Origin of the sequence: Mesorhizobium loti, from assembly GCF_003148495.1 — a bacterium.
In the GTDB taxonomy this organism is placed as follows: Bacteria; Pseudomonadota; Alphaproteobacteria; order Rhizobiales; family Rhizobiaceae; genus Mesorhizobium; species Mesorhizobium loti.
In genome coordinates this window covers 1,631,610-1,652,043 of sequence record NZ_QGGH01000001.1, presented here as the reverse complement: position 1 = coordinate 1,652,043, position 20,434 = coordinate 1,631,610, and the positions used below count along the sequence as shown (strand labels likewise).

Annotated in this window: 20 protein-coding genes; 1 reads left to right on the top strand and 19 read right to left on the bottom strand. The window is 63.3% G+C overall.

All coding sequences use genetic code 11. The features are described from left to right. Positions 1-20 precede the first annotated feature (20 nt). The 13 genes from C8D77_RS08420 to C8D77_RS08360 all read right to left on the bottom strand — a co-directional run bounded on the left by C8D77_RS08420 (position 21) and on the right by C8D77_RS08360 (position 13,280). Positions 21-335 (bottom strand): MocE family 2Fe-2S type ferredoxin, encoded by a 315-nt coding sequence (locus tag C8D77_RS08420; protein ID WP_109660992.1) that lies wholly within the window; start codon positions 333-335, stop codon positions 21-23. Between the two features lie 17 nt (positions 336-352). Then, positions 353-1,435 (bottom strand): fatty acid desaturase family protein, encoded by a 1,083-nt coding sequence (locus C8D77_RS08415; RefSeq protein ID WP_245951703.1) that lies wholly within the window; start codon positions 1,433-1,435, stop codon positions 353-355. 49 nt (positions 1,436-1,484) lie between these two features. Further along, complete coding sequence (locus C8D77_RS08410; protein ID WP_109660988.1) at positions 1,485-2,666, bottom strand: aldose 1-epimerase family protein; 1,182 nt, start codon at positions 2,664-2,666, stop codon at positions 1,485-1,487. A 16-nt stretch (positions 2,667-2,682) separates the two neighbouring features. Beyond that, a complete protein-coding gene (locus tag C8D77_RS08405) occupies positions 2,683-3,465 on the bottom strand; it encodes an ATP-binding cassette domain-containing protein (protein WP_164548883.1) in 783 nt (260 codons plus the stop codon). Beyond that, entirely contained in the window at positions 3,462-4,442 is a 981-nt protein-coding gene (locus C8D77_RS08400) for an ABC transporter permease (RefSeq protein WP_245951677.1), read from the bottom strand. Before C8D77_RS08400 ends, C8D77_RS08405 begins: the two co-directional genes overlap by 4 nt. A gap of 81 nt (positions 4,443-4,523) precedes the next feature. After that, complete coding sequence (locus C8D77_RS08395) at positions 4,524-5,468, bottom strand: sugar ABC transporter substrate-binding protein (protein WP_109660982.1); 945 nt, start codon at positions 5,466-5,468, stop codon at positions 4,524-4,526. A gap of 58 nt (positions 5,469-5,526) precedes the next feature. Then, complete coding sequence (locus C8D77_RS08390) at positions 5,527-6,441, bottom strand: sugar phosphate isomerase/epimerase family protein (RefSeq protein ID WP_109660980.1); 915 nt, start codon at positions 6,439-6,441, stop codon at positions 5,527-5,529. A gap of 55 nt (positions 6,442-6,496) precedes the next feature. Next, positions 6,497-7,582: a Gfo/Idh/MocA family protein gene (locus C8D77_RS08385; protein WP_109660978.1), complete on the bottom strand. Its 1,086-nt coding sequence runs from the start codon at positions 7,580-7,582 to the stop codon at positions 6,497-6,499. Positions 7,583-7,617: 35 nt separating this feature from the next. Continuing rightward, a complete protein-coding gene (locus C8D77_RS08380) occupies positions 7,618-8,679 on the bottom strand; it encodes an ABC transporter ATP-binding protein (protein WP_109660976.1) in 1,062 nt (353 codons plus the stop codon). A 1-nt stretch (position 8,680) separates the two neighbouring features. Then, the gene (locus C8D77_RS08375; RefSeq protein ID WP_109660974.1) at positions 8,681-9,772 is read right to left on the bottom strand and encodes an ABC transporter ATP-binding protein; all 1,092 of its coding nucleotides are present in this window, start codon (positions 9,770-9,772) and stop codon (positions 8,681-8,683) included. Then, positions 9,769-10,728 (bottom strand): carbohydrate ABC transporter permease, encoded by a 960-nt coding sequence (locus C8D77_RS08370; RefSeq protein WP_109660972.1) that lies wholly within the window; start codon positions 10,726-10,728, stop codon positions 9,769-9,771. Before C8D77_RS08370 ends, C8D77_RS08375 begins: the two co-directional genes overlap by 4 nt. Then, positions 10,725-11,585, bottom strand: coding sequence for a carbohydrate ABC transporter permease (locus tag C8D77_RS08365; protein WP_109660970.1), 861 nt, complete (start codon positions 11,583-11,585; stop codon positions 10,725-10,727). Before C8D77_RS08365 ends, C8D77_RS08370 begins: the two co-directional genes overlap by 4 nt. Positions 11,586-11,666: 81 nt before the next feature. Continuing rightward, a complete protein-coding gene (locus tag C8D77_RS08360) occupies positions 11,667-13,280 on the bottom strand; it encodes an extracellular solute-binding protein (protein WP_109660968.1) in 1,614 nt (537 codons plus the stop codon). Between the two features lie 357 nt (positions 13,281-13,637). On the opposite strand from C8D77_RS08360, the gene C8D77_RS08355 reads away from it, so the two are divergent. Beyond that, positions 13,638-14,666: a LacI family DNA-binding transcriptional regulator gene (locus C8D77_RS08355; RefSeq protein WP_056590241.1), complete on the top strand. Its 1,029-nt coding sequence runs from the start codon at positions 13,638-13,640 to the stop codon at positions 14,664-14,666. A 133-nt stretch (positions 14,667-14,799) separates the two neighbouring features. Here the strand turns inward: C8D77_RS08355 and C8D77_RS08350 are convergent, their stop codons facing one another. The 6 genes from C8D77_RS08350 to C8D77_RS08325 form a co-directional block, all read right to left on the bottom strand. Then, positions 14,800-15,258 carry an aconitase X swivel domain-containing protein gene (locus C8D77_RS08350; protein ID WP_109660966.1) on the bottom strand — a complete coding sequence of 153 codons (459 nt, stop codon included), beginning with the start codon at positions 15,256-15,258 and terminating at the stop codon, positions 14,800-14,802. Continuing rightward, positions 15,255-16,505, bottom strand: a complete 1,251-nt coding sequence (locus C8D77_RS08345; protein ID WP_109661456.1) for an aconitase X — start codon at positions 16,503-16,505, stop codon at positions 15,255-15,257. Before C8D77_RS08345 ends, C8D77_RS08350 begins: the two co-directional genes overlap by 4 nt. A gap of 69 nt (positions 16,506-16,574) precedes the next feature. Further along, complete coding sequence (locus C8D77_RS08340; RefSeq protein WP_109660964.1) at positions 16,575-17,639, bottom strand: ABC transporter ATP-binding protein; 1,065 nt, start codon at positions 17,637-17,639, stop codon at positions 16,575-16,577. Beyond that, positions 17,639-18,427 (bottom strand): ABC transporter permease, encoded by a 789-nt coding sequence (locus C8D77_RS08335; protein ID WP_109660962.1) that lies wholly within the window; start codon positions 18,425-18,427, stop codon positions 17,639-17,641. Before C8D77_RS08335 ends, C8D77_RS08340 begins: the two co-directional genes overlap by 1 nt. Further along, positions 18,427-19,290 (bottom strand): ABC transporter permease, encoded by an 864-nt coding sequence (locus tag C8D77_RS08330; protein ID WP_109660960.1) that lies wholly within the window; start codon positions 19,288-19,290, stop codon positions 18,427-18,429. The genes C8D77_RS08335 and C8D77_RS08330 overlap by 1 nt, the downstream gene beginning before the upstream one ends. A gap of 66 nt (positions 19,291-19,356) precedes the next feature. Further along, positions 19,357-20,418: an ABC transporter substrate-binding protein gene (locus C8D77_RS08325; RefSeq protein WP_013530805.1), complete on the bottom strand. Its 1,062-nt coding sequence runs from the start codon at positions 20,416-20,418 to the stop codon at positions 19,357-19,359. Between the last annotated feature and the right edge of the window lie 16 nt (positions 20,419-20,434).

Here is a 20,434-nt window from a genome sequence, read left to right as displayed (position 1 = left end):
CTGTTACGTGCTGCGGCTGGTCAGCCGATCTGGATCATCACTTTGCCAGCCTCGACCTTCACCGGATAGGTCGCGAGATTGACGCAGACCGGTGCGCCCTTGGCGGCGCCTGTCTTGTAGTTGAAGCGGCCATTGTGCTTGGGACATTCGATGATGTCGTCCATCACCAGCCCATCGGCCAGATGCGCCTTCTCGTGCGTGCAGTACCCGTCGGTGGCGAAGTACTCGTCATCCGGACTGCGATAAATGGCGAAGGTTCGGCCGCCATGATCGAAGCGGATGACGTCCTCTTCCTCGACATCATCGACGCCACACGCTTCAACCCAGTCGGCCATCTGTTTCTCCCGCAACTCTATTCCGCCGCCGCCGGCACGGTCAGCGCGTGGAACTCGTCCCGGTATGGTTTGGCCGTCGGCGGCAGCTCGCGCTTGAGGAAATAATCCTCGTACTGGAGCTGTTTGATGAGCACCGGCCAGACCTCGCGATAGGCATGCCACATCGATGGATTGGGCTCCGGCAGATCGTGCTTGATCAAGTCGTGCAGCCTTGGCAGCGCATGATATGGCACCATCGGGAACATGTGATGTTCGACATGGTAGTTCATGTTCCAATAGATGAAACGGCTGATCGGGTTCATGTAGACGGTGCGCGTGTTCAGCCGGTGGTCGGTGACGTTGTCGGCGAGGCCGATATGCTGCAGCAGCCCGGTCAGCACCATGTGCCAGCTGCCATAAAGGCGCGGCAGGCCGATCAGCACCAGCGGCAGGAACGACCATAAATACAGCGCCAGCGCGATCGCCGCGACATAGATGCCGAGATGCCAGCGCGCGGCGGTGACCACCTTGCGCAGCTCCATCTCGGGGATGAAACTCCTTTCATCGGGCGAGATGCTGCCAAAGGCATTGCGCACCAGCGTCGGCAGCGAATAGCGGAAATCGAGAATGCCCGTGAAGGCGAGTGCCGCGCGCAGCAGGTCCGGTGGACGCATCACCGCGATCTCGGCATCGCGGCCGACGATGATCGTGTCGGTGTGGTGGCGGGCATGGCTCCAGCGCCAGGTCACCGGATTGCGCATCAGCATGAAGCTGGCGATCTGGTAGACGACATCGTTCATCCAGCGGGTGCGGAAGGCGGTGCCATGGCCGCATTCATGCCAGCGCGAGTCGCTGGACGAGCCGTAGAGCACGCCATAGACGAGCAGGAACGGCACCACCCACCACGTACCCCAGAACCAGATGATGCCGGCGGCAGAACCCCAAATGGCAACGATCCAGATGATCGTGTCGCGGATCGCCGGCCCGTCGGAGCGCTGCATCAGCTCCTTCATCGCCTTGCGCGCGACATCGGTGTGATACCATTCGGCAGAGGCCAACCCGGTCTCGATCGCAAGCCGAGTGCTTTCGCCGACCAGACTGTAGTCGCGCTTTTTCTCCATCACATCGACCTCCGATTTCCGGCCCGCCAGCCGGAGCATTCGTTTCGCATCATGCCCTGCCCGCCAATCCCGGAAAGTTGCCCGACGGCGCAGGATAATCCTGTTGCGGTTGCCTGGCGATCGAAGCGATCCTCTGTTCCGCTGCGGCGATCGCGCCAGCGCCGTCGAGCACCCGGAACACCGCGTCGTAAGAACGGCCTCCGCCATGCTCCAGCCAGATCATCTCGCCGCGCTCACGCGCCGCGAGATTGCCGAGCACATGGTGCGTCGAGGGTTCGATGCCCAACGTATACTGCCCCGCCTGGAAATTCTGCCATTGATAGGCGCAAGGCAGCTGGTCCTTGCGCGTCACCACCTCGAAGCCAAGGCCAAGACGGTCGTTGACCACCGCCACAGGCACCTCGCCCGCACCGTCGGCCGCCATTTCGTGCTGCCAGACCTGCTCGCTGAAACCCAGTCGTGGCGCCGGCACCGTGCGGTAGCCGACCTTTTGTGCCTGGTAGCGCTCGCCATCGTGGCCGGCCCAGACCACATCCCGGATCGGCGCCAGATAGCGCGAACCCTCTTCGAGCAAGGGATGGCTGACATTGATATGATAGAAATACATATGCGGCGTGCGGTTGAAGCCGTGATTGACGACGCGGTCCGACAGCCGTATCTCGTTGCCGCCGACATCGGCTTCGATGCGCCGCAGCAGATGCAGATTCTCGCCGAACACCGCCGATTGCTGCACGATGCCTTCGGCCCACAGCACGCAACGGTCGCCGTCCCAGGCCTCGCCATAACCGGTCAGCCGTGCCGGAATGGTGCTGACGCGGCCATGTAGCGAATGGATCACGGTCTTCCTGCCCGGATAGTTGTAGCTCTCGGCGGGCACCTCTTCCCGGCCCAATATGTGGTCGAGGCCGCAAGTGACAAGCAGTCCGGAAAACGAGCGCGCCCAGGCGAGCCCTCCTTCCCCCTCATAATCATGCAGGCCGGGATGGCGAAAGCCGCTCGGCGAATGCCAACCGATCGCCTGGCCCTTGAAGTCGCAATCGGCAATGTCGAGCGCCCGGTCGACCAGCGCGGTGAAGCGCAGGCCCGAGCCGGTGCGGAACTCCAGCATGCGGATGCCGCGTTCCACCCCGTCGCCAAGCGTCATCAGCCGTACGCCGGCGAATTGCGACAGCATGCCCGAACGTTCCGATACCTGCCGGCGCGAAAGCGTCTTGCCGTAAAGCTCTACCATGTGACGGCCAACTTCTTCACTTCGCTCTCGTCTCTTTCAGCAGGGCCGACATGTCGGCGCCGGTGATGATGCTTTCCACGGTCAGAAGATCGGTATCGGCGACCGTTTGCTCGGCGACGATCTCGCCACGGCGCATGACGATGATGCGGTCGGCGACCTGGAACACGTGGTGGATGTTGTGGGTGATCAAAAGCACGGAATGACCGGCGTCGCGCACCTCCTTGACGAAGCGCAGCACGCCATGGGTTTCCTCGACGCCGAGATTGTTGGTCGGTTCGTCGAGGATGATGACCTTGGCGGCGAACTGCATGGCGCGCGAAATCGCGATCGACTGGCGCTCGCCGCCCGACAGCGTCGAGACCAGCGCATCGGCGTCGAGTTTCTTCGAGATGCCGACGCGCTTCAGCAGCGCCGATGCTGCACCGCGCAGTTTGGCGAGATCGAGCGGCGCGAACACTCCCAGCCATTTCAGCTTGACTGGCTCGCGGCCGAGAAACAGATTGCGCGCGATGCTGAGATCCGGCGCCAGCGACGTGTCCTGGTGGATGGTCTCGATGCCGAGGTCCATCGCATCGCGCGTCGAGCGGATCGAGACCTTTTCGCCGCGCACATAGATGTCGCCACGGTCGACGGGAAACACGCCCGAGATCGCCTTGATCAGCGTCGATTTGCCGGCGCCGTTGTCGCCGAGCAAGGCCACCACCTCGCCCTCGTTGAGGGCAAAGGACGCGTTCTTCAGCGCGCGCACGCTGCCGAAGGATTTTTGCAGATTCTGCAGCCGGAGAACTTCCATGATCAGCCCCTTGCGGCGTTCTTCTGCAGCAGAGCGTGCAGGATGAGCATGGCCAGGATGATGACGCCGACGAAGATGTTGTAGGCCAGGCCCGGCACGCCGATCAGCACGATGCCGTTGCGGATGGCGCGCAGCATCAGCGCACCGACGATGGTGCCGAGGATCGTGCCGCGCCCACCGGTCAGCGCCGTGCCGCCGACCACCACCATGGCGATCACCTCGAGTTCGTAGCCGGTACCGGCCACCGGTGAAGCGGCCGAGATGCGGAAGGCGCTGATCATGCCGGCCAGCCCCGCCAGCACCGAAGTCAGGATGAACAGCCACACCTTGACGGCGTCCGCCGGCACGCCGCGCGCCACCGCCGCGTTGCGGTTGGAGCCGATGGCGCTGATCCAGTTGCCCAGCTTGGCATAGCGCAGGACATAGATCGCCAGCAGCGACAGGCCGATGAACCACCACAGCGAGGTGTAGAAGCGGAACGAGCCGATATTGAAGCTGCCAGCCAGCAGCGTTACGAAGAAGCCCGGCTGGTCCCAGGATTTCAGCGGAAAGCCCTGTGTGATGTAGAGTGCTGCCCCGCGCACCACGAGCAGCATCGACAGTGTGACCAGGAAGGACGAAATGCCGATCTTGGTGACGATCAGCCCGTTGATGGCGCCGATCGCCACGCACAGCAGAAGCCCGGCCAGCAGCGCCACGCCGATGCTTGCCTCGCCGTTCTGCACCAGGAGCATGACGACGACCGGCGCCAGCCCGAACACGGCGCCAACCGACAGGTCGAACTCACCCGCTGTCAACAGCAGCGTCATGCCGAGCGCGATGATGCCGAGCTCGGGCAGGAACGCCATCATGTTGGAGATGTTGAGTGGCGACAGGAAATTGGCGTCGGCGATAGCGAACACCGCAAGCAAAACAATGAGGATGACGAGCGAGGAGAATTGCGGCGAGCGCAGGAGGCTCGATCTGCGTTTCCCGACAGGCATTTCGTCTTCTGCGGCGATCGTCATGACTGCTTGAACCATGCTTTGAAGAGGTGCCCGCGGCCTGCGCCGCGGGCACCGGTTTCACTTCGTGTTGTAGAGCTTCAGGATCGGTTCGACGCTCGAGGCGTCGTAGAGGCTGAACGTGTGGATGTCGTAGCCGATCGGCTCACCCGAAGCGGCTAAACCGAGCAGCGCCACCGGCATGAAGCCTTGCGCCGACGGGAACTGCCAGGCGGCCGCGTTGACGAAGCCGGATTTGACGGCTTCCGCGGTCTCCTTGGAATTGCCCCAGCCGACGACCGGGATCTTGCCGGCCGGCACGCCGGCGCCATCAAACACCCGCTTGACGCTGGCCGCCACGGAATCGCCGAGCGCGATGATCGCCGGCGGATTGTTGGCGACCATATAGTCGGTCATCTTGGCGATTATGCCGGCCGGGTCGGTACCGCAATCGACCACATCATATTTGATGCCGAGCGGGTCGAAGACACTGGCGATGCCTTCGGTCTCGAGCTGCTGGTAGCTGGCGCCCGGCACTTCCACTGGCAGGAACACCTTGTCGCCCTGTTTCACCATCTTGTGGTCGACGAGGTATTTGGCCCAGATGACGCCGGCCTCCTTGAGATCGGCGCCGACATAGGCTTGCCGTCCGGTCGCCGGATCGTCTGTGTTGAAGAACACGATCGGGATGCCGGCTGCCTTGGCCGCCTTGACCTCCTCGGTCCACAGGCCTGGCTGCGCCGAGGTGGTGGCGATGCCGTCGGGCTTGGCGGCAAGCGCTGAGTTGAAGGCCTCCTTCTGCGCTGCCATGTCGCCGCCGCTGAAGGAGATCTTGCAGGTCACCTTGAGCTGGTCGCAGGCCTTTGTGGCGCCGGCATTCCAGTCGAGCCAGAATGCATCCGACGGACCGCCATGCGACAGCAGGTAGAAGGTCTTCTGGCCATCCTGCGCCAGCGCCGGCGCGCTCAACGAAACGCCGGCGAGCAGCGTTGCGGCAGCCGCCAGTTTCAATGCGAATTTCAACATTTTCTTCCTCCCTTGCTTTTGGGCCGCGCCGCCGCAAACCGACGGCGCGCAGTGACCGTCACAGACCGTTGGCGCGGAACTTCCCATCGAGGAATTTCTTGGCCCTCGGCACGTCGTCTTCCGAGAGATGCTCGATGATCACCGGGATGTTCGGATGCTTCTGCGCCAGCCGCTGGAGATAGAGGTCGTAGTTCAGCGAACCGAGGCCCGGTGCCGGCAGCTCGATCTCGCCGACGCCACGGAACGTATGGCTCTCCAGCGCGTCCTCGTCGCCAATATCGGCGTGCTTCTCGGACTTGTCGCCTCCCGAACGCTTGACGTCCTTGGCGTGGGCGATCCTGATCTTGTCGGTCAGCGTGTCGAACACCTGGTTCAGGATCTGGTCCATCCTGTCGATGTTGTGCGTCTCGAAATAATTGGTCGGATCCATCAACAGGCCGAGGCCGGGATGGTCGACTTGAGCGAACATCTTCACCGTCTCCTCAACCGAGCCGACGACGTTATTGACATAGGTTTCGAGCAGGAAGACCGCGCCATGATCATAGGCCGTCTGGGCGAGGTCGGCGACCACCTTGCGGCATTCCTCGAACCCTTCCTCGGTCTTGTTCTTGGGGTGATGCACCCAGTCGGATTCGGTGTTGTAGGTGCCGGTTTCCGAGATCACGTAAGGCGAGCCGAAATGGCGGGCGTTGCGGATAATCTCCTTGAGGTAGCCGACACGCTTGTCGCGCTCGGCCTTGTCGGGATGGATGATGTTGGTGTAGCCCGACACGCAACAGACCGGCAGATTGTGGTCGCGGAAGACGTCGCGCACCTTCTTGGCCTTGTCCTTGGTGATCTGCCCGGCCGACAGGTCGACATCCTTGAAATGTAGGTCGAGCTGCACCGTGTTGAAACCGAGCCCGCGGATCTTCTTCGCCGTCTCTTCGAGGCCATACGGGAAATAGCCCGTGAAAATACCTGCCTGCATCATGGTGTGAATTCCTCCCTGTAAGCGATTCAGTTGTCTGGTGTTTCAGCTGCGGTGATCAGATAGCGATTTCGGAAAGCTTGACCGTGCGACCCTCGTCGATCGAGCGGTAGCCGGCCTCGACCAGCGCCATCGTCTTGACGTTGTCGGCGACCGACAGCGCCGGAGGCATGCCGGTCTTCACCGCGTGCTGGAGCTGTTCCATCACGCCGATAAAGGCATGCGGGAACCACATCGTGTCCCAGCTCGGGCTGACCCATTCGCCACCGGTCGTCTCGGTCGAAGCGTAGGTCAGCGTCGAGGCAGCGCCCGTCGGCCAGCCGATGGTGCCCTTAGCGACGCCCTTTGTGCCGTCGACGCGCCAATTGATGTGCTGGTCGTCCTTGTAGCCATCCTGGCGCGGACCGGACCAGACATCCTCCAGCGACACGGCGAGCACGCCGGACGGAAAGCGCAGCGTCGACACCGTGATCCCGTCGGAATGGTCGAATTTCGTGCGCGGGTCCTTGCGCGTCAGCGTGGTGATCTCATCGGGATCGCCGAACAGGAAGCGCAGCACGTCTAGATGGTGCACGCTCATATTGGCCAGCGTCAGCCGGTCGTAATCCTCGAGGAAGCTCTGCCAGTGCGGGATGGCGTGCATGTCGATCTGCGCGAACACGATGTCACCCAGCGCGCCGCTGTCGATAATCTGCTTCAGCACGCGCATCGACTGGTCGTAGCGCATGTTCTGGTTGACCGAGAGGATCTTGCCGGCCTTCGCCGCCTCGTCGCGCAGCTTGACCGCTTCCTCGACCGACAATGCCAATGGCTTCTGCGCCAAGATCGCCTTGATGTGCTTCTGCTTCAGCGCATGGCGGATCAGCGCCGGTTGCTGGTCAGGCGGAAAGGCAAGGTCGATGATCTCGACATTCGTATCCTCGATCAGCTTTTCGGGCGTATCGTGGACGGTCGGGATGCCCCAGCGCGTCGCCACCTTCTCGGCACTGGCCTTGGTACGTGAGGCAATCGCCACCACTGGGAAGCCAGCTTCCTTGTAGGCGGCGAGATGGCACTCGGCCATGATCATGCCGGCGCCGACGCAGCCGATTCTGTATTCCTTCGTGCGGACCTTCGCGTCCGGCTCGAAGCCCTTGCTCGCCATATGTTCCTCCCGAAGCTCTTTTCTTGCGGTCGCCGTCATCGTGCCAGCGCTCCCCCGCTCTGTCCGAAATAATGCACGCGGGCCGGCTCGCAGGATATCGCCACCATGGCGTCCGGCCGGATGTCGGGCTGGCCGCGCAGCAATGCCTTCAGCCGTGCCTGCCCGGCAGCGAGCGTCACCACGGTGTAGCCGCCAAGCGGCTCGACCTCGAACACCCGCGCCGGGCGGCCCGAGCCCCCGTCCGCCCAGGGTCTGACCTTGACATCTTCCGGCCTGAGCCCGATCTCGACGGCATCGGTGGGAGCAGCCTTGTCGGCAATGCGGATCGTGCCTTCGGCAGCCTCGACACCGCCCTCGCCGCGCACCGATTCCAGGATGTTCATCATCGGCGAGCCGAGCAGCCGCGCCACATAGGTGCTGGCCGGGCGGTCGTAGATTTCGGCCGGCGCGCCGATCTGCCTGATCCTGCCATCCTCCAGAATGGCGATACGGTCGGCGACCGACATCGCCTCTTCCTGGTCATGCGTGACATAGATCAGCGTCTTGCCGAGCTCGCGCTGGATGCGCTTCAGTTCGACGCGCGTTTCTTCGCGCAGCCTGGCGTCAAGCGCCGAGATCGGATCGTCCATCAGATAGGCGTTGGGATCGCGCACAAGCGCACGCGCAATCGCCACACGCTGCCGCTCGCCGCCCGAAAGCTGTCCCGGCGGCTTGTGCAGGATGTGGCCGATATGCAGCTTCGCCGCGACGTCGGCAACGCGCCTCTTGATCTCGACCTCGGCGACCCGCCGTTCGACCAGGGGGAAGCGCACATTGTCGAGCGCGCTCATATGCGGAAACAGCGCCAGATTCTGGAACACCATGGCGACATTGCGCTCCGCCGGCGACACCGTGTTGACCGGCCTGCCGCCGATCAGGATTTCTCCGGTATCCGGTGTCTCCAGCCCCAGCACAAGGCGCAGGATCGTCGACTTGCCCGACAGCGGCGGACCGAAGAAGCAGAAGAACTCATTGTCGTTGACCGTGAACGAGGCGTCATCGACGGCGAGTGTGCCGCCGTAGCGTTTGGTCACATTGCGGAAGACGATATCGGCCATCTCAACCTGCCTTCATCGCCAGGCCGGTAGCAGCGTCGAAGACCCGCACCGACGACGCAGCGGGAGCGACGATCGCGGTGTCGCCGATCGCCAGCCCGACATCATTGTCGAACACCGTTTTCACAGCGCCCTCACCCAGCCCGAGATGCACAATGGTGCGCGCGCCGATCCGCTCGACGAAGGTGACCTGCATGGCGAGGCCTTGCCCATTTTGCACCAGCGTCGCTTGCTCTGGCCGAAATCCGTAAAGCACCTCGCCGCGCGCGCCGCGCAAGGCGGCCGCGAGTGCGTCCGGCAGCGGCGGCGTGATACCCAAGGGCCCGAGATCGACGACCAGCCCACGATCGCTCTCCGCCGGCCTGCCCTTGAGCAGGTTCATGCCCGGCGCGCCGATGAAGCGGGCGACGAAGACATTGGCCGGGTCGTTGTAGACCTCGAGCGGCGTGCCGACCTGCTGCAGCACGCCATGGTCCATGACCGCGATGCGGTCGGCCATGGTCATCGCCTCGAGCTGGTCGTGGGTGACATAGACCATGGTCTGGCGAAACTGGCGCTGCAGCTGCTTCAGTTCGGTGCGCATGACGGCCCGGAAGGCGGCGTCGACATTGGACAGCGGCTCGTCGAGCAGGAAGATCGCCGGCTCCATGATCGCCGAACGGCCGATCGCCACCCGCTGCAAGATGTTGACCGAGAGCCGGTCGGCCTTGCGGTCGAGCAGCGGTGTCAGCTGCAGCATCTCGGCGATGGCGCCGACGCGACGGTCGATCTCGGCTTTGGCAGCCCCTCGCATTTTGGGGCCGTAGGCGAGATTCTGGCGCACCGTCATATGGGTAAAGATGGCGTAGTTCTGGAACACGAAGCCGACGCCGCGCCGCCCCATCGGTACCCCGGCCATGTCGCGCTCGCCAAACAGGATCTTGCCGCCGGTCGGTTCCTCCATGCCGGCGATCATGTTCATCGTCGTCGACTTGCCGCAGCCCGACGGACCGAGCAGCGCCATGAACTCGCCATCTGATATTTCCAGGTCCATGGTCTTCAGCGCGGTGAAGTCGCCGAATTTCTTGACCAGGTTCTGCAGGTGGATCGCGCTCATGCCGGTACCTCGCGTGCCCGTGCCATGCGCTTCATGGCGAACACCGCGACGATCGACAGCACGATCAATATGGCCAGCGCGATCGCCGCCACATAGCCCCAGATCAGGTCCTGCGTGGTGAGCTTGTAGATGTAGACGGAGATGGTCTCGGTGGCGACGCCGGGACCGCCGCCGGTCATGATGTAGAGCGTGTCGAAGATCTTGAAGTTCTCGATCACCCTGATCGCCAGCGCGATGATGATGATCGTCTTCATCTTCGGCAGCACGATGGTGACGAAGCGCTGCCACGGATTGGCGCCGAGCAGCGTCGCCGCCTTGATCTGGTCCTCGGGCACGCCGACCAAGCCGGCAAGCAGGATGAGGAACATCAGCGGCGTCCACTGCCAGATGTCGGCGACCATCACCGCAATCAGCGCCAGCGTCGGGTCCGACAGCCATGCGATGGTGACGGGAGAGCCGGTGAGCGCCGACAATATGTCGTTCACCGGGCCGCCCGACTGGAACAGCATGAAGAACATGTAGCCGGCCACTGCCGGCACCACCATCATCGGCATCAGCAGGACCGAATAGAATATCCGCTTGCCCGGAAAATCGTCGGCAAACAGCGTCGCCAGCGCCAGGCCGAGCAGGAATTCAACCGGCACGCAGATGATCATGACGATGGCTGTGCGCTTCAGCGCGCTCCAGAAGCGCGGATCGGCGGCGAGATCGGTGTAGTTGGCTAGGTTGTTCCACAGTGACCAGGCATTCCACCAGCCGAGGCCCGACAACGGCGACCAGTCGGTGACGCTGATGTAGAGCTGCATCAACAGCGGGAAGGCCGAGATGAACAGCACCAGGATCTGCGCCGGCAGCGTCAGCCGGAAACCCAGCCTTGCGCCCTCGTCGCGGGGAACCGGCCTTGCTCCGACGGCTTTCATCTCGTCCTCTGAAATCATGGCAGTCACCGCGCTCATTGCTTGAGCGCCCCGAAAGTCAGTCCGCGCACCAGATGGCGCTGGATGGCGATGCCCATGATGACCGGCGGCACCGCCGCGATGAGGCCAAGCGCCGCCTTGGCGCCATAGAGCTGCCCGGTCATCGAGGACGACAGCGAAGCCATGTAGACCGGGATCGTCACCCATTCGCGCGTCGTCAGAAGCAGCGCGATCAGATAGTCCGACCAGTTGAGGATGAAGACGAAGAGTGCGGCACTGGCCAGCGGCGCGCGCATCATCGGCAGCGTGATGCGGGTGAAGACGCGCAGCCGCGAACAGCCCTCGACCAGTGCCGCCTCCTCGATCTCGCGCGGCATGTCGTCGAAGAAGGTCTTCATCAGCCAGAAGGCGAACGGCAAGGTGACGATGCCGTAGATCAGCGCCAATCCCCACCAGCTGTCGGTGAAGTTGAGGAAGGCCCACATGATCATCACCGGGATCATCACCGCCATCGGCGGAAACAGCCTGAGCTGGATCAGCGCCAGCGGCAGATTCTGTCCGGAGCCGAAACGCGACAGTCCGTAAGCCGCGGCAGTACCCGCTGACATCGCGATCACCGTGCCGAAAACCGCCGACAGCAGCGATGAGAGGATCGGCTTCAGCGCGGTGCGGTCAAGCGCAACGATCAGATTGTTGGTCGACTCGCCGAAGACGAAACGGAAATTGCTGAGCGTCGGGTTCTTCGGCCACCATGTCAGGTCGGCGCCGGTCGCCGACCATTCGGCGATCGGCTTGAAGGCCATCGACACCATCCACAGGATCGGCACCAGCGTCACCGCCATGGCCACGAAGATCGCGGCGTAGCGGAAGATCTCGAAAGGAATGGAACGCTTCATCTGGCGGCTTTGCTGGTGGCGTTGTGGGCGGAGGGGAGAAGCAGGCTCCTCCCCTCCTTCGATGTGATCCAGGGAGATGGATCAGACGATTGGATCGAGAACTGTCGGCCAGGCCTCCTTGTTGGTCTTGATGGCTTCGAGCAGCTTGTCCTCGCCGGTGCGCCGGGCGATCTTCTTCCACTCGGCCTCGGTGTCGGCCATCGCCTGCTCGGATGTCTTGGCCTTGGTCAGCGCCGCCATGAGGTTCTCGTCGAGCGCATTGTGGAAGGCTGTTGCGCCGGGATAGTTGATGGTCGGCACGGTGCGCGCCACCGTCTCGCGCACCACGTCCATGTGGTAGGCATGATAGGTCTGGCGCACCAGCGGATCGGAGAAATCCGACAGTCGGAACGGGTCGAGATAACCGCCGGGGTTGGCGCTCATCCAGGCGTAGATGCGGGCAGAGCCCAGCCATTGCAGCAGGAGATAGGCGACCTCCTGGTTTTTCGACTGCGCCGAGACCATGCCGGTCAGCGAGAACCACAGCACGGAACGGCTGATCAGCTTGCCGTCGATCTCGCGGCCGGGCGGCAGCATCGAGCCGATCTTGCCGGTGACAGCCGAGTCCTTGTTACCGGCATTGTCGAGGAATTTCGGCAGGTTGGAGAAGGCGCAGGTCATCGCCGCGCCGCCCTTGGCGAAATTGCCGTACTGTTCCGGCCAGCCCCAGGAGATCGCATCCGGCGAATGATGCGCGAGCGACGCGACATATTCGTTGGTGGCAGCGATGCCTTGCTCGGAATTGATCATCGGCTTGCCGTCATCGCCAAACAGGAACTGGTTGGGCGAGGCCATCGAAACATAGCGCTGATACCAGTTGGTATAGCCCCAGCCCTGGTTGCGCAAATCGGTCGACCCGAACAGACCCTTGTCGGGACGCTGGAAGAAGGCGGCGATGTCGCCATGCTGCTTCCAGGTCTTCGGCGGCGCCAGATCGTAGCCGTACTTGTCCTTGAAGGCTTTCTTCTCGGCTTCGTCGCCGAACAGATCGGTGCGGTAGACCCAGGTCTGGAAGTCGCCGTCCAGCGACACGCCATAGTTCGAGCCGCGATATTTGTTGAGCAGCGACACGCCCTTGGCGCCATTGACATAGCCGGTCACCGGATCATCCCACTCGGGCTTGTACTGCGCGACAAAATCATCGAGCTTGGCGATGCCGCCGGTTTCGGCGAGGTCGCCGAGGCGGTTCCATTCGGTCGAATAGATGTCGTAGGCCCCACCCTTGGTGGAGATGTCCTGCATCGTCTTGGTGAATTCCTGGCCATTCGGCAGACCGACGATTTCGATCGGGATGCCGGTCTCCTTTTCCCACAGGTCCTTGATCGACGGCGCGCCGGCCGGAAACGGCTGTGTGAGCTGGCCGATCGAGCCATCGGACAGGCCGAGCACGATCTTGGCCGGCGCCTTGCCGGCACCCTTCAGCGCCTTGGCCGCCTCGATGGCGCGGCCTTCCGGCGTGTCGGCGCCATACTGGTAGCGCTCGGCCCCATCGAAGCCCGTCGGGCCGCCAATCATGCCTGGCGCCAGCGCGTCGGCCGCATAGGCGCGGCCGGGACGAATGAATTGCGGTGCGATACCTGTGGCGGCCACGAACACCGCCGCCTTTCCTCCGGACGTCAGCAATCGGCGTCGCGATATGCGGATCAGATCAGACATTGGAATTCCTCCCTCAGGGCCCACGTTTCCTCCACGAGCCCATGAGGGATATTGACGGCAGTATCGGAAGGCTGTCAACATCATAAATAATCAAAATACCTCACAACATCGCAATGAGGCGAGGAAATGCGTCATGCCTGGGTCCACATACCGCTCCATATGCCTCGATTTGATGGGAAATGTATCTTCCCATCCTGGAATAGCCGTGCCGGACGACTTGATTTAGCCCAACGGCTTGCGCTTCGGCCAAGGCCGGATACATCATTTCCCATCAGAATCGCCGAGGACAGGCAGCCATCGCCGTCAGACGGGCTGCCGGCATTGCGTGATCCTGATGCGTTGAGGAGATGAAAGACGGTGCGTTCCACCCTGACTGACATAGCCCGGGAAGCCGGCGTTTCCGCCGCCACCGTCGACCGCGTGCTCAACAACCGCCCCGGCGTGCGAGCGCGCACGCGCGAAATCGTGCTCGAAATGGCGCAGCGCCTTGGCTATATCGCCGAAAGCCCGAACGGAGCGCCGCCGCGGCCCTTGCCGGGCGATGTCATCCGGCTCGACTTCGCGCTGCCCGCCGGCACCAATTCCTTCATCAAGATGCTGCACCGCCAGATCGAGGCGCAGGCGCAGTCACGGCCCGACCTCGATGTACACATTGCCACCATCGAAGGCTTCAACCCGGACGGTCTCGCCCGCCTGCTGCAGGATCTGCGCGGACAGACGCAAGGCGTCGGCGTCATCGCGCTCGACCATCCAACGGTGCGCGAGGCGATCCGCTCGCTGTCGGCCAACGACATCAAGGTGGTGACCATCGCCTCAGACATCCTGCATGTGCCCAGGGTCGCCTATATCGGCATCGACAACCGGGCCGCCGGGCGGCTGGCCGGCTATCTGCTCAACCGCTTCATGGGATCAGGCCGTCCGGGCAAGGTGGCGCTGTTCGCCGGCTCGCTGTCCTATCGCGGCCACGAAGAACGCGAGATGGGATTCCGCCATATCCTGACGGAGGAATCGCCCAATCTGCAGATCGTCGAGATGCGTGAAATGCTCGACGACCGCGAGAAGGCCTATTCGGAAGCGTCCGCCCTGCTGGAGCGGCATCCCGATCTTGCCGCGATCTACAATGTCGGCGCCGGCAACACCGGCATCGCCCGCGCGCTCAAGGAGCGCGGCCGCGCGCAGTCCATGGTCTTCCTCGGCCATGAGGTGACGGACGGCACCAAGGACCTTCTGCTCGACGGCACGCTCGACGCGGTGATCGACCAGAACCCGCGCGTCGAGGCCCGCGAAGCGCTCAACACTCTGACCCATGCGGTCAGAGGATTGCCCTATGAATTGCACCAGCCAAGGCTGCAGGTGATCTTCAAGGAGAACATCCCGGAGATCTGAGCAACAGCTTTTCGTTTCTGAATAGAGATAGAGCGCGCTTGCCAGGTCGCGCATCTCGTTGGTGGTGCCACCCACCGTGCGACGGTCCAATCTCAACGAACACCGGCGCGACCAGCGGGGGCGCGATCGCCGCCTACGAGTGGCGCGGTACTGCTGGATTGATGGCGGGTTGAATCGTAACGATCGCCCGACCATCCACGCCAGTGCCGATTGCTATCCCGTCGCCGGAGGCTATGCCGGCAATGTCGCACACCACCAGCGGCATGCGGATCTCGTAGAGAAATTCGGCAACTATGGCACCGACCGCCAGGATCGGGTCCGGCCGCTCCAGAAGGATACCGGCCGGCGCCGTGCCCCTGCGGATCGCCTCGGCCAGGACCGAGGATGAAGACGACGAGCCGCGCCCGCTGGGCATGACCAGGATCTTGCCGGCGACATTCTGGCCAAGGCCGGGATGCGAATGATCTGTTATGTCGCCGGTCTCGGCATCGATGCCGCCCCAGAAGCTGAGTGGCTGCGAAAACACCAAAGCCAGGCCCTCGGCCTCGCCGGTCAGCTGGAAGGTGCCGGTTCGTTGCACCGGCCGCGTCATGAGGCGCTCCGCACGACATACCCTACCGCAGCGGAGCGGATGCAATCCTTCATCTCGGCGAAGGCGACGGACACACCGATATTGCCGGGCGCGTAGTGCGCCCATTTGCCGGAATTGGTCATCACCACGCCGTCAAGGCGTTCCAGAATCGACGTGACATAGGTGCAGGTGTCTGCGACCGGGATCAGACCGAACGCCTCCATGCCGGCTAGCGCGCCCTCCTCCTGCAGTCGCGTCAGGGTCGCGCGCCCGGTGTTGACATAGATCGGAATGCGCCTGCCCGGCGCTACCTCGCGCAGCAACGGCAACAGCCGCATCCATTCCTGATGCGAAAAATGCGGCGTGCCGAGCGACACGGCCGCCAGCGGCGCACCGTCCGGTACGCCAGACAGCCTGGCCAGCGCATGGCCGATATCGGCGCGGCTGATACGGATCGTCTCGTCAGGCGCATGGCCCTGGAACGCCTCATCGAGCGTGCTTGCTTCCGGCGTGACGCCGACCGCATGGAACAGCGCCACCGCGCCGGTCGTTGCCGCCGCTGCCCCCAGCGCCTTCAGCTGGTCCTCGTCGCGCGGCCGCGGCAGGCCTGTGATCACCGGAATCCGGTCGCCACTCGCTTGCCCGATGATCAGCCCAACGCCGACGAACAGGCTGTCGCTCGGCTCGGGGTCCGGAACATCCAGCTCAAACAAGATCCGGCCACGCCGGTTCTCGCTCAGATGCAGGCCCCAGGCCGGCGCGCGCCCGGTCATGGCGCAGCACAGATCGATGAAATCGCCATAGCGGTTGGTGCGCGCGCCGATCACCGAATTGGCAAAGACGATGGCGTTGGATTCGCCCCAGGCGATCTGCTCGCCAAAACTCGGCCGGAACCGCGTCTGGTAAGGCGCGCAAGTGAAGGTCGCCTGGCAGCCGAGCTCCAGATGCGCCTTCATCAGCCGCCGCGCCGGCACCTCTTCCGCCGCCGGCATCTTCACCATGCCGGGATGGATGAGATCGAAAGAGCCGACGTTCAATGTCGTCAGCACCTGGACGCGGCCACCGCCCTCGACCAGCCGTTCGACGAAATCGAGCCCCGCCTTGCCGTGGAAGAGACAACCATCGATATGGGCGCCGGAAATATCGAGCAGGCTGTCTGCCCCGACCGCATTGGAAAACGCGACCAGGATTTTCATGGCGGCGGCTGCGGACGGGCCCTGCTCGCCGTCGAGCATGGATCGGTCCCGCGCATTCAGCTCCAAGGTCATCGGCATGCTCCGGGCTCTTGCCCCTCTATGCTGTCCCCGATTGCGAACAGTATGGCAAGACCCGGGGGATCAGTTCGCCGCGATCAACACCGTGCTCTCAGGCGACCAGCGCAGCACGACATCCTGGCCCTCCGCCAGCCGTTCCATGCCGGTGTTCTGCACGATCACCTTCAGCGTCTGCCCCGCACGCTCGACGAAATAAGTGCTGTTGTTGCCGGCGAAGATGCGCTTGGAGACCTGCCCCTTGAGAATGTTGGCGTTACCATCCGGCGCTCCGGCATCCGTGGCGATGCGGATGCGTTCGGGCCGCACGGCGCAGCTCGCCTTGGCGCCGGCTGCAAGCGTCGCACCCGCGCCGGCGGCAATCGCTGTGCCGTCCGCCAGCCGGATGCCATTGCCCGTCGTATCGCCGCGAAAGATATTGGCGTCGCCCAGGAAGGTGGCGGCGAACTCGCTCTTCGGCCTGTTATAGATCTCCTCCGGCGGCCCTTCCTGCACCAGCCTGCCGTCGCGCAATATGCCGATGCGGTCGCTCATCGTCAGCGCTTCTTCCTGGTCGTGGGTGACGAAGATGGTGGTGATGCCGATCTCGCGCTGGATGCGCTTGAGCTCGATCTGCATGTCGACGCGCAGCGCCTTGTCGAGCGCGCCGAGCGGCTCGTCGAGCAGCAGCACGCGCGGCTTGGTGACGATCGCGCGGGCGAGAGCCACACGCTGGCGCTGGCCGCCGGAGAGTTGGTGTGGGCGGCGGCCGCCGAGCTTGCCGAGCTGCACCAGGGCGAGCGCGCGCTGCACCTCCGTCGCAATCACTGCCTTGGCCTCACCGCGCACGGACAGGCCGAAGGCGACATTGTCGGCGACGCTCATGTTGGGAAACAGCGCATAGTTCTGGAACACCATGCCGATGCGTCGCTTTTCGACCGGCACCCGCTCGACGCTCTCGCCGCCGATGGCGATGCGGCCTGAGTCGGGAAAATCGAAGCCGGCGATCTGCCTGAGAAGCGTGGTCTTGCCGCTGCCCGATGGCCCCAGCAGCGCATAGAAACCACCATCGGCGAAGTCGATGGAAACATCGTCCAGCGCCTTGTGCGCGCCAAAGCTGCGCGAGACATTCGATACCTGAACGCCGGCCATTATTTTTCTCCGCCGAATTTGAAGAAGCGCGCCGTGAGCAGCATCAGCGCCATCGACACGACAATGATGATTGTCGACACCGCATTGATCTCGGGCGTGAACCCCTTGCGGATCGCGGCATAGATTTCGACCGGCAGCGTCGTCTGCCCCGGCGTCGCCAGGAAATAGGACACCACGAACTGGTCGAACGAGACGGCAAACGCAAACAGCCCGCCGGCAATGACGCCGGGCATGATCCACGGCAGCGTGACGCGCCTTGTCACTTGCCACTGGTTGGCGCCGAGCGAGCGGGCCGCCTCTTCCAGCTCCGGCGCGAAGGTCTGCAGCCGCGCCGAGACGACGACGATGACATAGGGCAGCGCCAGCGCGACATGGCCGAGCAGGATCGCATGCAGGCCGCGGCCGATGCCGACGCCGAAGAAGAAGATCAGCATTGCCGTGCCGGTGATCAGCCACGGTATGGCGATCGGCGGAAACAGCAGCGCCTGCAGGAACTTCTTGCCGCGGAACTCATAGCGATAGAGCGCCAACGAAGCCGCCGAGCCGAGCACGACGCAGATGACGGTCGTAATGACGGCGATCTCGACGCTGTTCCAGGTCGCCGCGATCAGCTGGTCGTTCTGCCACAGCGAGGCATACCATTCGGTCGTCCATTCGAACGGCAATTGGTAGAAGGGCGAGACGTTGAACGACATCAGTGCCATGATGATGATCGGCAGATAAAGAAAGGCGAGCAGCAGCAAGATATAGAGGCGGCCGAGCCATTCGAGGATGCGGGTCGTTGCCATCACGCAGCCCTCCGCAGCACCGGCGAGGCAATTGCGAGGATGACCAGCACCACGGCCAGCAGGATGAAGGAGAGCGCAGCACCGAGCGGCCAGTTGAACACCGCGACGAACTGGTCCTCGATGACCGTGCCATAGAAGGTGCCGGTGCGGCCGCCGAGGATGCGCGGCTCCATGAACGAGCCGACGACCGGCACGAAGATCAGCGCCGCGCCCGCGACCAATCCGGGCATCGACAGCGGGATGATCACTCGCTTCAAAACCTGCAGCCGCGATGCGCCAAGCGAGCGCCCGGCCTCGATCAGCGAGTCATCGATCGCCTGCAGCGTGAGATAGCAGGTCAGCACCATGTAGGGCACGTAGGAATGCACCAGCCCGATGATGACGGCGGGATAGGAATACATCAGGTCGATGTTGATCTTGAACGGCAGCATGGCGTTGAGCGCGGTGTCGAGGATGCCGCCTTCGCGCAGCACCATCGCCCAGGAAAAGATGCGCACCAGCCCATTCGACCAGAACGGCAGGATGACGAGCAGGAAGATCGCCTCGCGGCTGCGGCCTTTCAGCACCTTGGCGAGCACGTAAGCGGCGGGATAGCCGATGACGACGCACCACAACGTCACTTCGAGGCCAAGGCGCAGCGAGGCCAGCAACAGCGTCAGATAAAGGCTTTGCGAGAAGAAGGCGGCATAGTTACCAAGGGTGAATGCCCACGGCTTTCCCGACAGCGGCAGTTCGGTCATGAACGAGAAAAAGACCATGGCGGACAGCGGCAGGAAGATCGCCACCGTCAGCCAGAGATAGGCCGGCGCCAGCAGCGGCAATGCCGATCTCAGCCCGTTTCGCGATGCTGTCGCAGCTGCCATGATACCCTCCTCCCCAGGATTGAAGTGCCAGCCGGCGCGAACCGCCGGCTGATCCGGATGTCGGCTTTATTTCACGTCGACCTTCAGCTGCTGCCACAGCGCCAGATAGGCTTCGCGCTGCGCGTCGGTGATCGGCGCCTGGAACTGGATGCGCTTGGCCACTTCGGGGTCACCCATGACCTTGCGGTTGAACGCATCCTCGGGCAGCGCTTCCACCGCCTTGGTGTTGGCCGACACTGGAGCGCCGACCTTGGTGACCCATTCGACGTAGAATTTCGGGTCGATCATGTAGTTGATGAAGGCCTCGGCACCGGCGACGTTCTTGGCGCCGACCGGAATGGAAAACGCGTCGAGCCAGGCGACGGCGCCCTCCTGCGGCACGACCAGCGAGACCGGCAGCTTGAAATGCGTCTTGGCGCGATCGGCCGAGCCGCTCCAATAGGTGCCGATGTCGATCTGGTTGGAGGCGACCATCTGGTTCCAGTCGTTCTCCGAGCTCCAGAAGGTCTTGATCTGCGGCATCAGCGAGGTGAGCTTCGCCTTGACCGCATCCATATCCTTGATGTCGTTGATGTTCTGGCCGGTGGCGATGGCGCCGAACTGCACCGCCTCGACGGCGTCGTCGCGAATGACGACACGGCCCTTGTGGGCGGCATCCCACATCTCGGCGATGCTCGTCGGCGGCTTGTCGAAGGATTTGTCGTTGATGGCGAGTGCCGTCAGGCCCCACACCCACGGCACGCCATAGACCTTACCATCATGGACGAGCATCGGCGATCCCGCCTTGTCCTTGCTGATGTCGGCGTAGTTCGGCAATTTGGAGACGTCGATCGGCTGGATCAGCTTGCCGTCCATCGCCTGGTCGTTGAAGGCGGCATTGATCATGACCACGTCGTAGAGGCCGGGATTGGTCCGGATCTTGGTCAGCATTTCCTGTTCGGAATTGAAGAAATCGTTGACGACCTTGTTGCCGGTTGCCTTTTCGAACGCCTCGACGGCCCACGGCTCGTCGGCGCCGTAGCCCTTCCAGTTGAGCACATGCACTTCGTCGGCCTTGGCGGCGAACGCGAGTGCGGAGGTAAAGACGGCGGTCGCCGTCAGCAGAGCAGTCAAGTCAGGCATGCGCATGGTTGGTTCCTCTCTG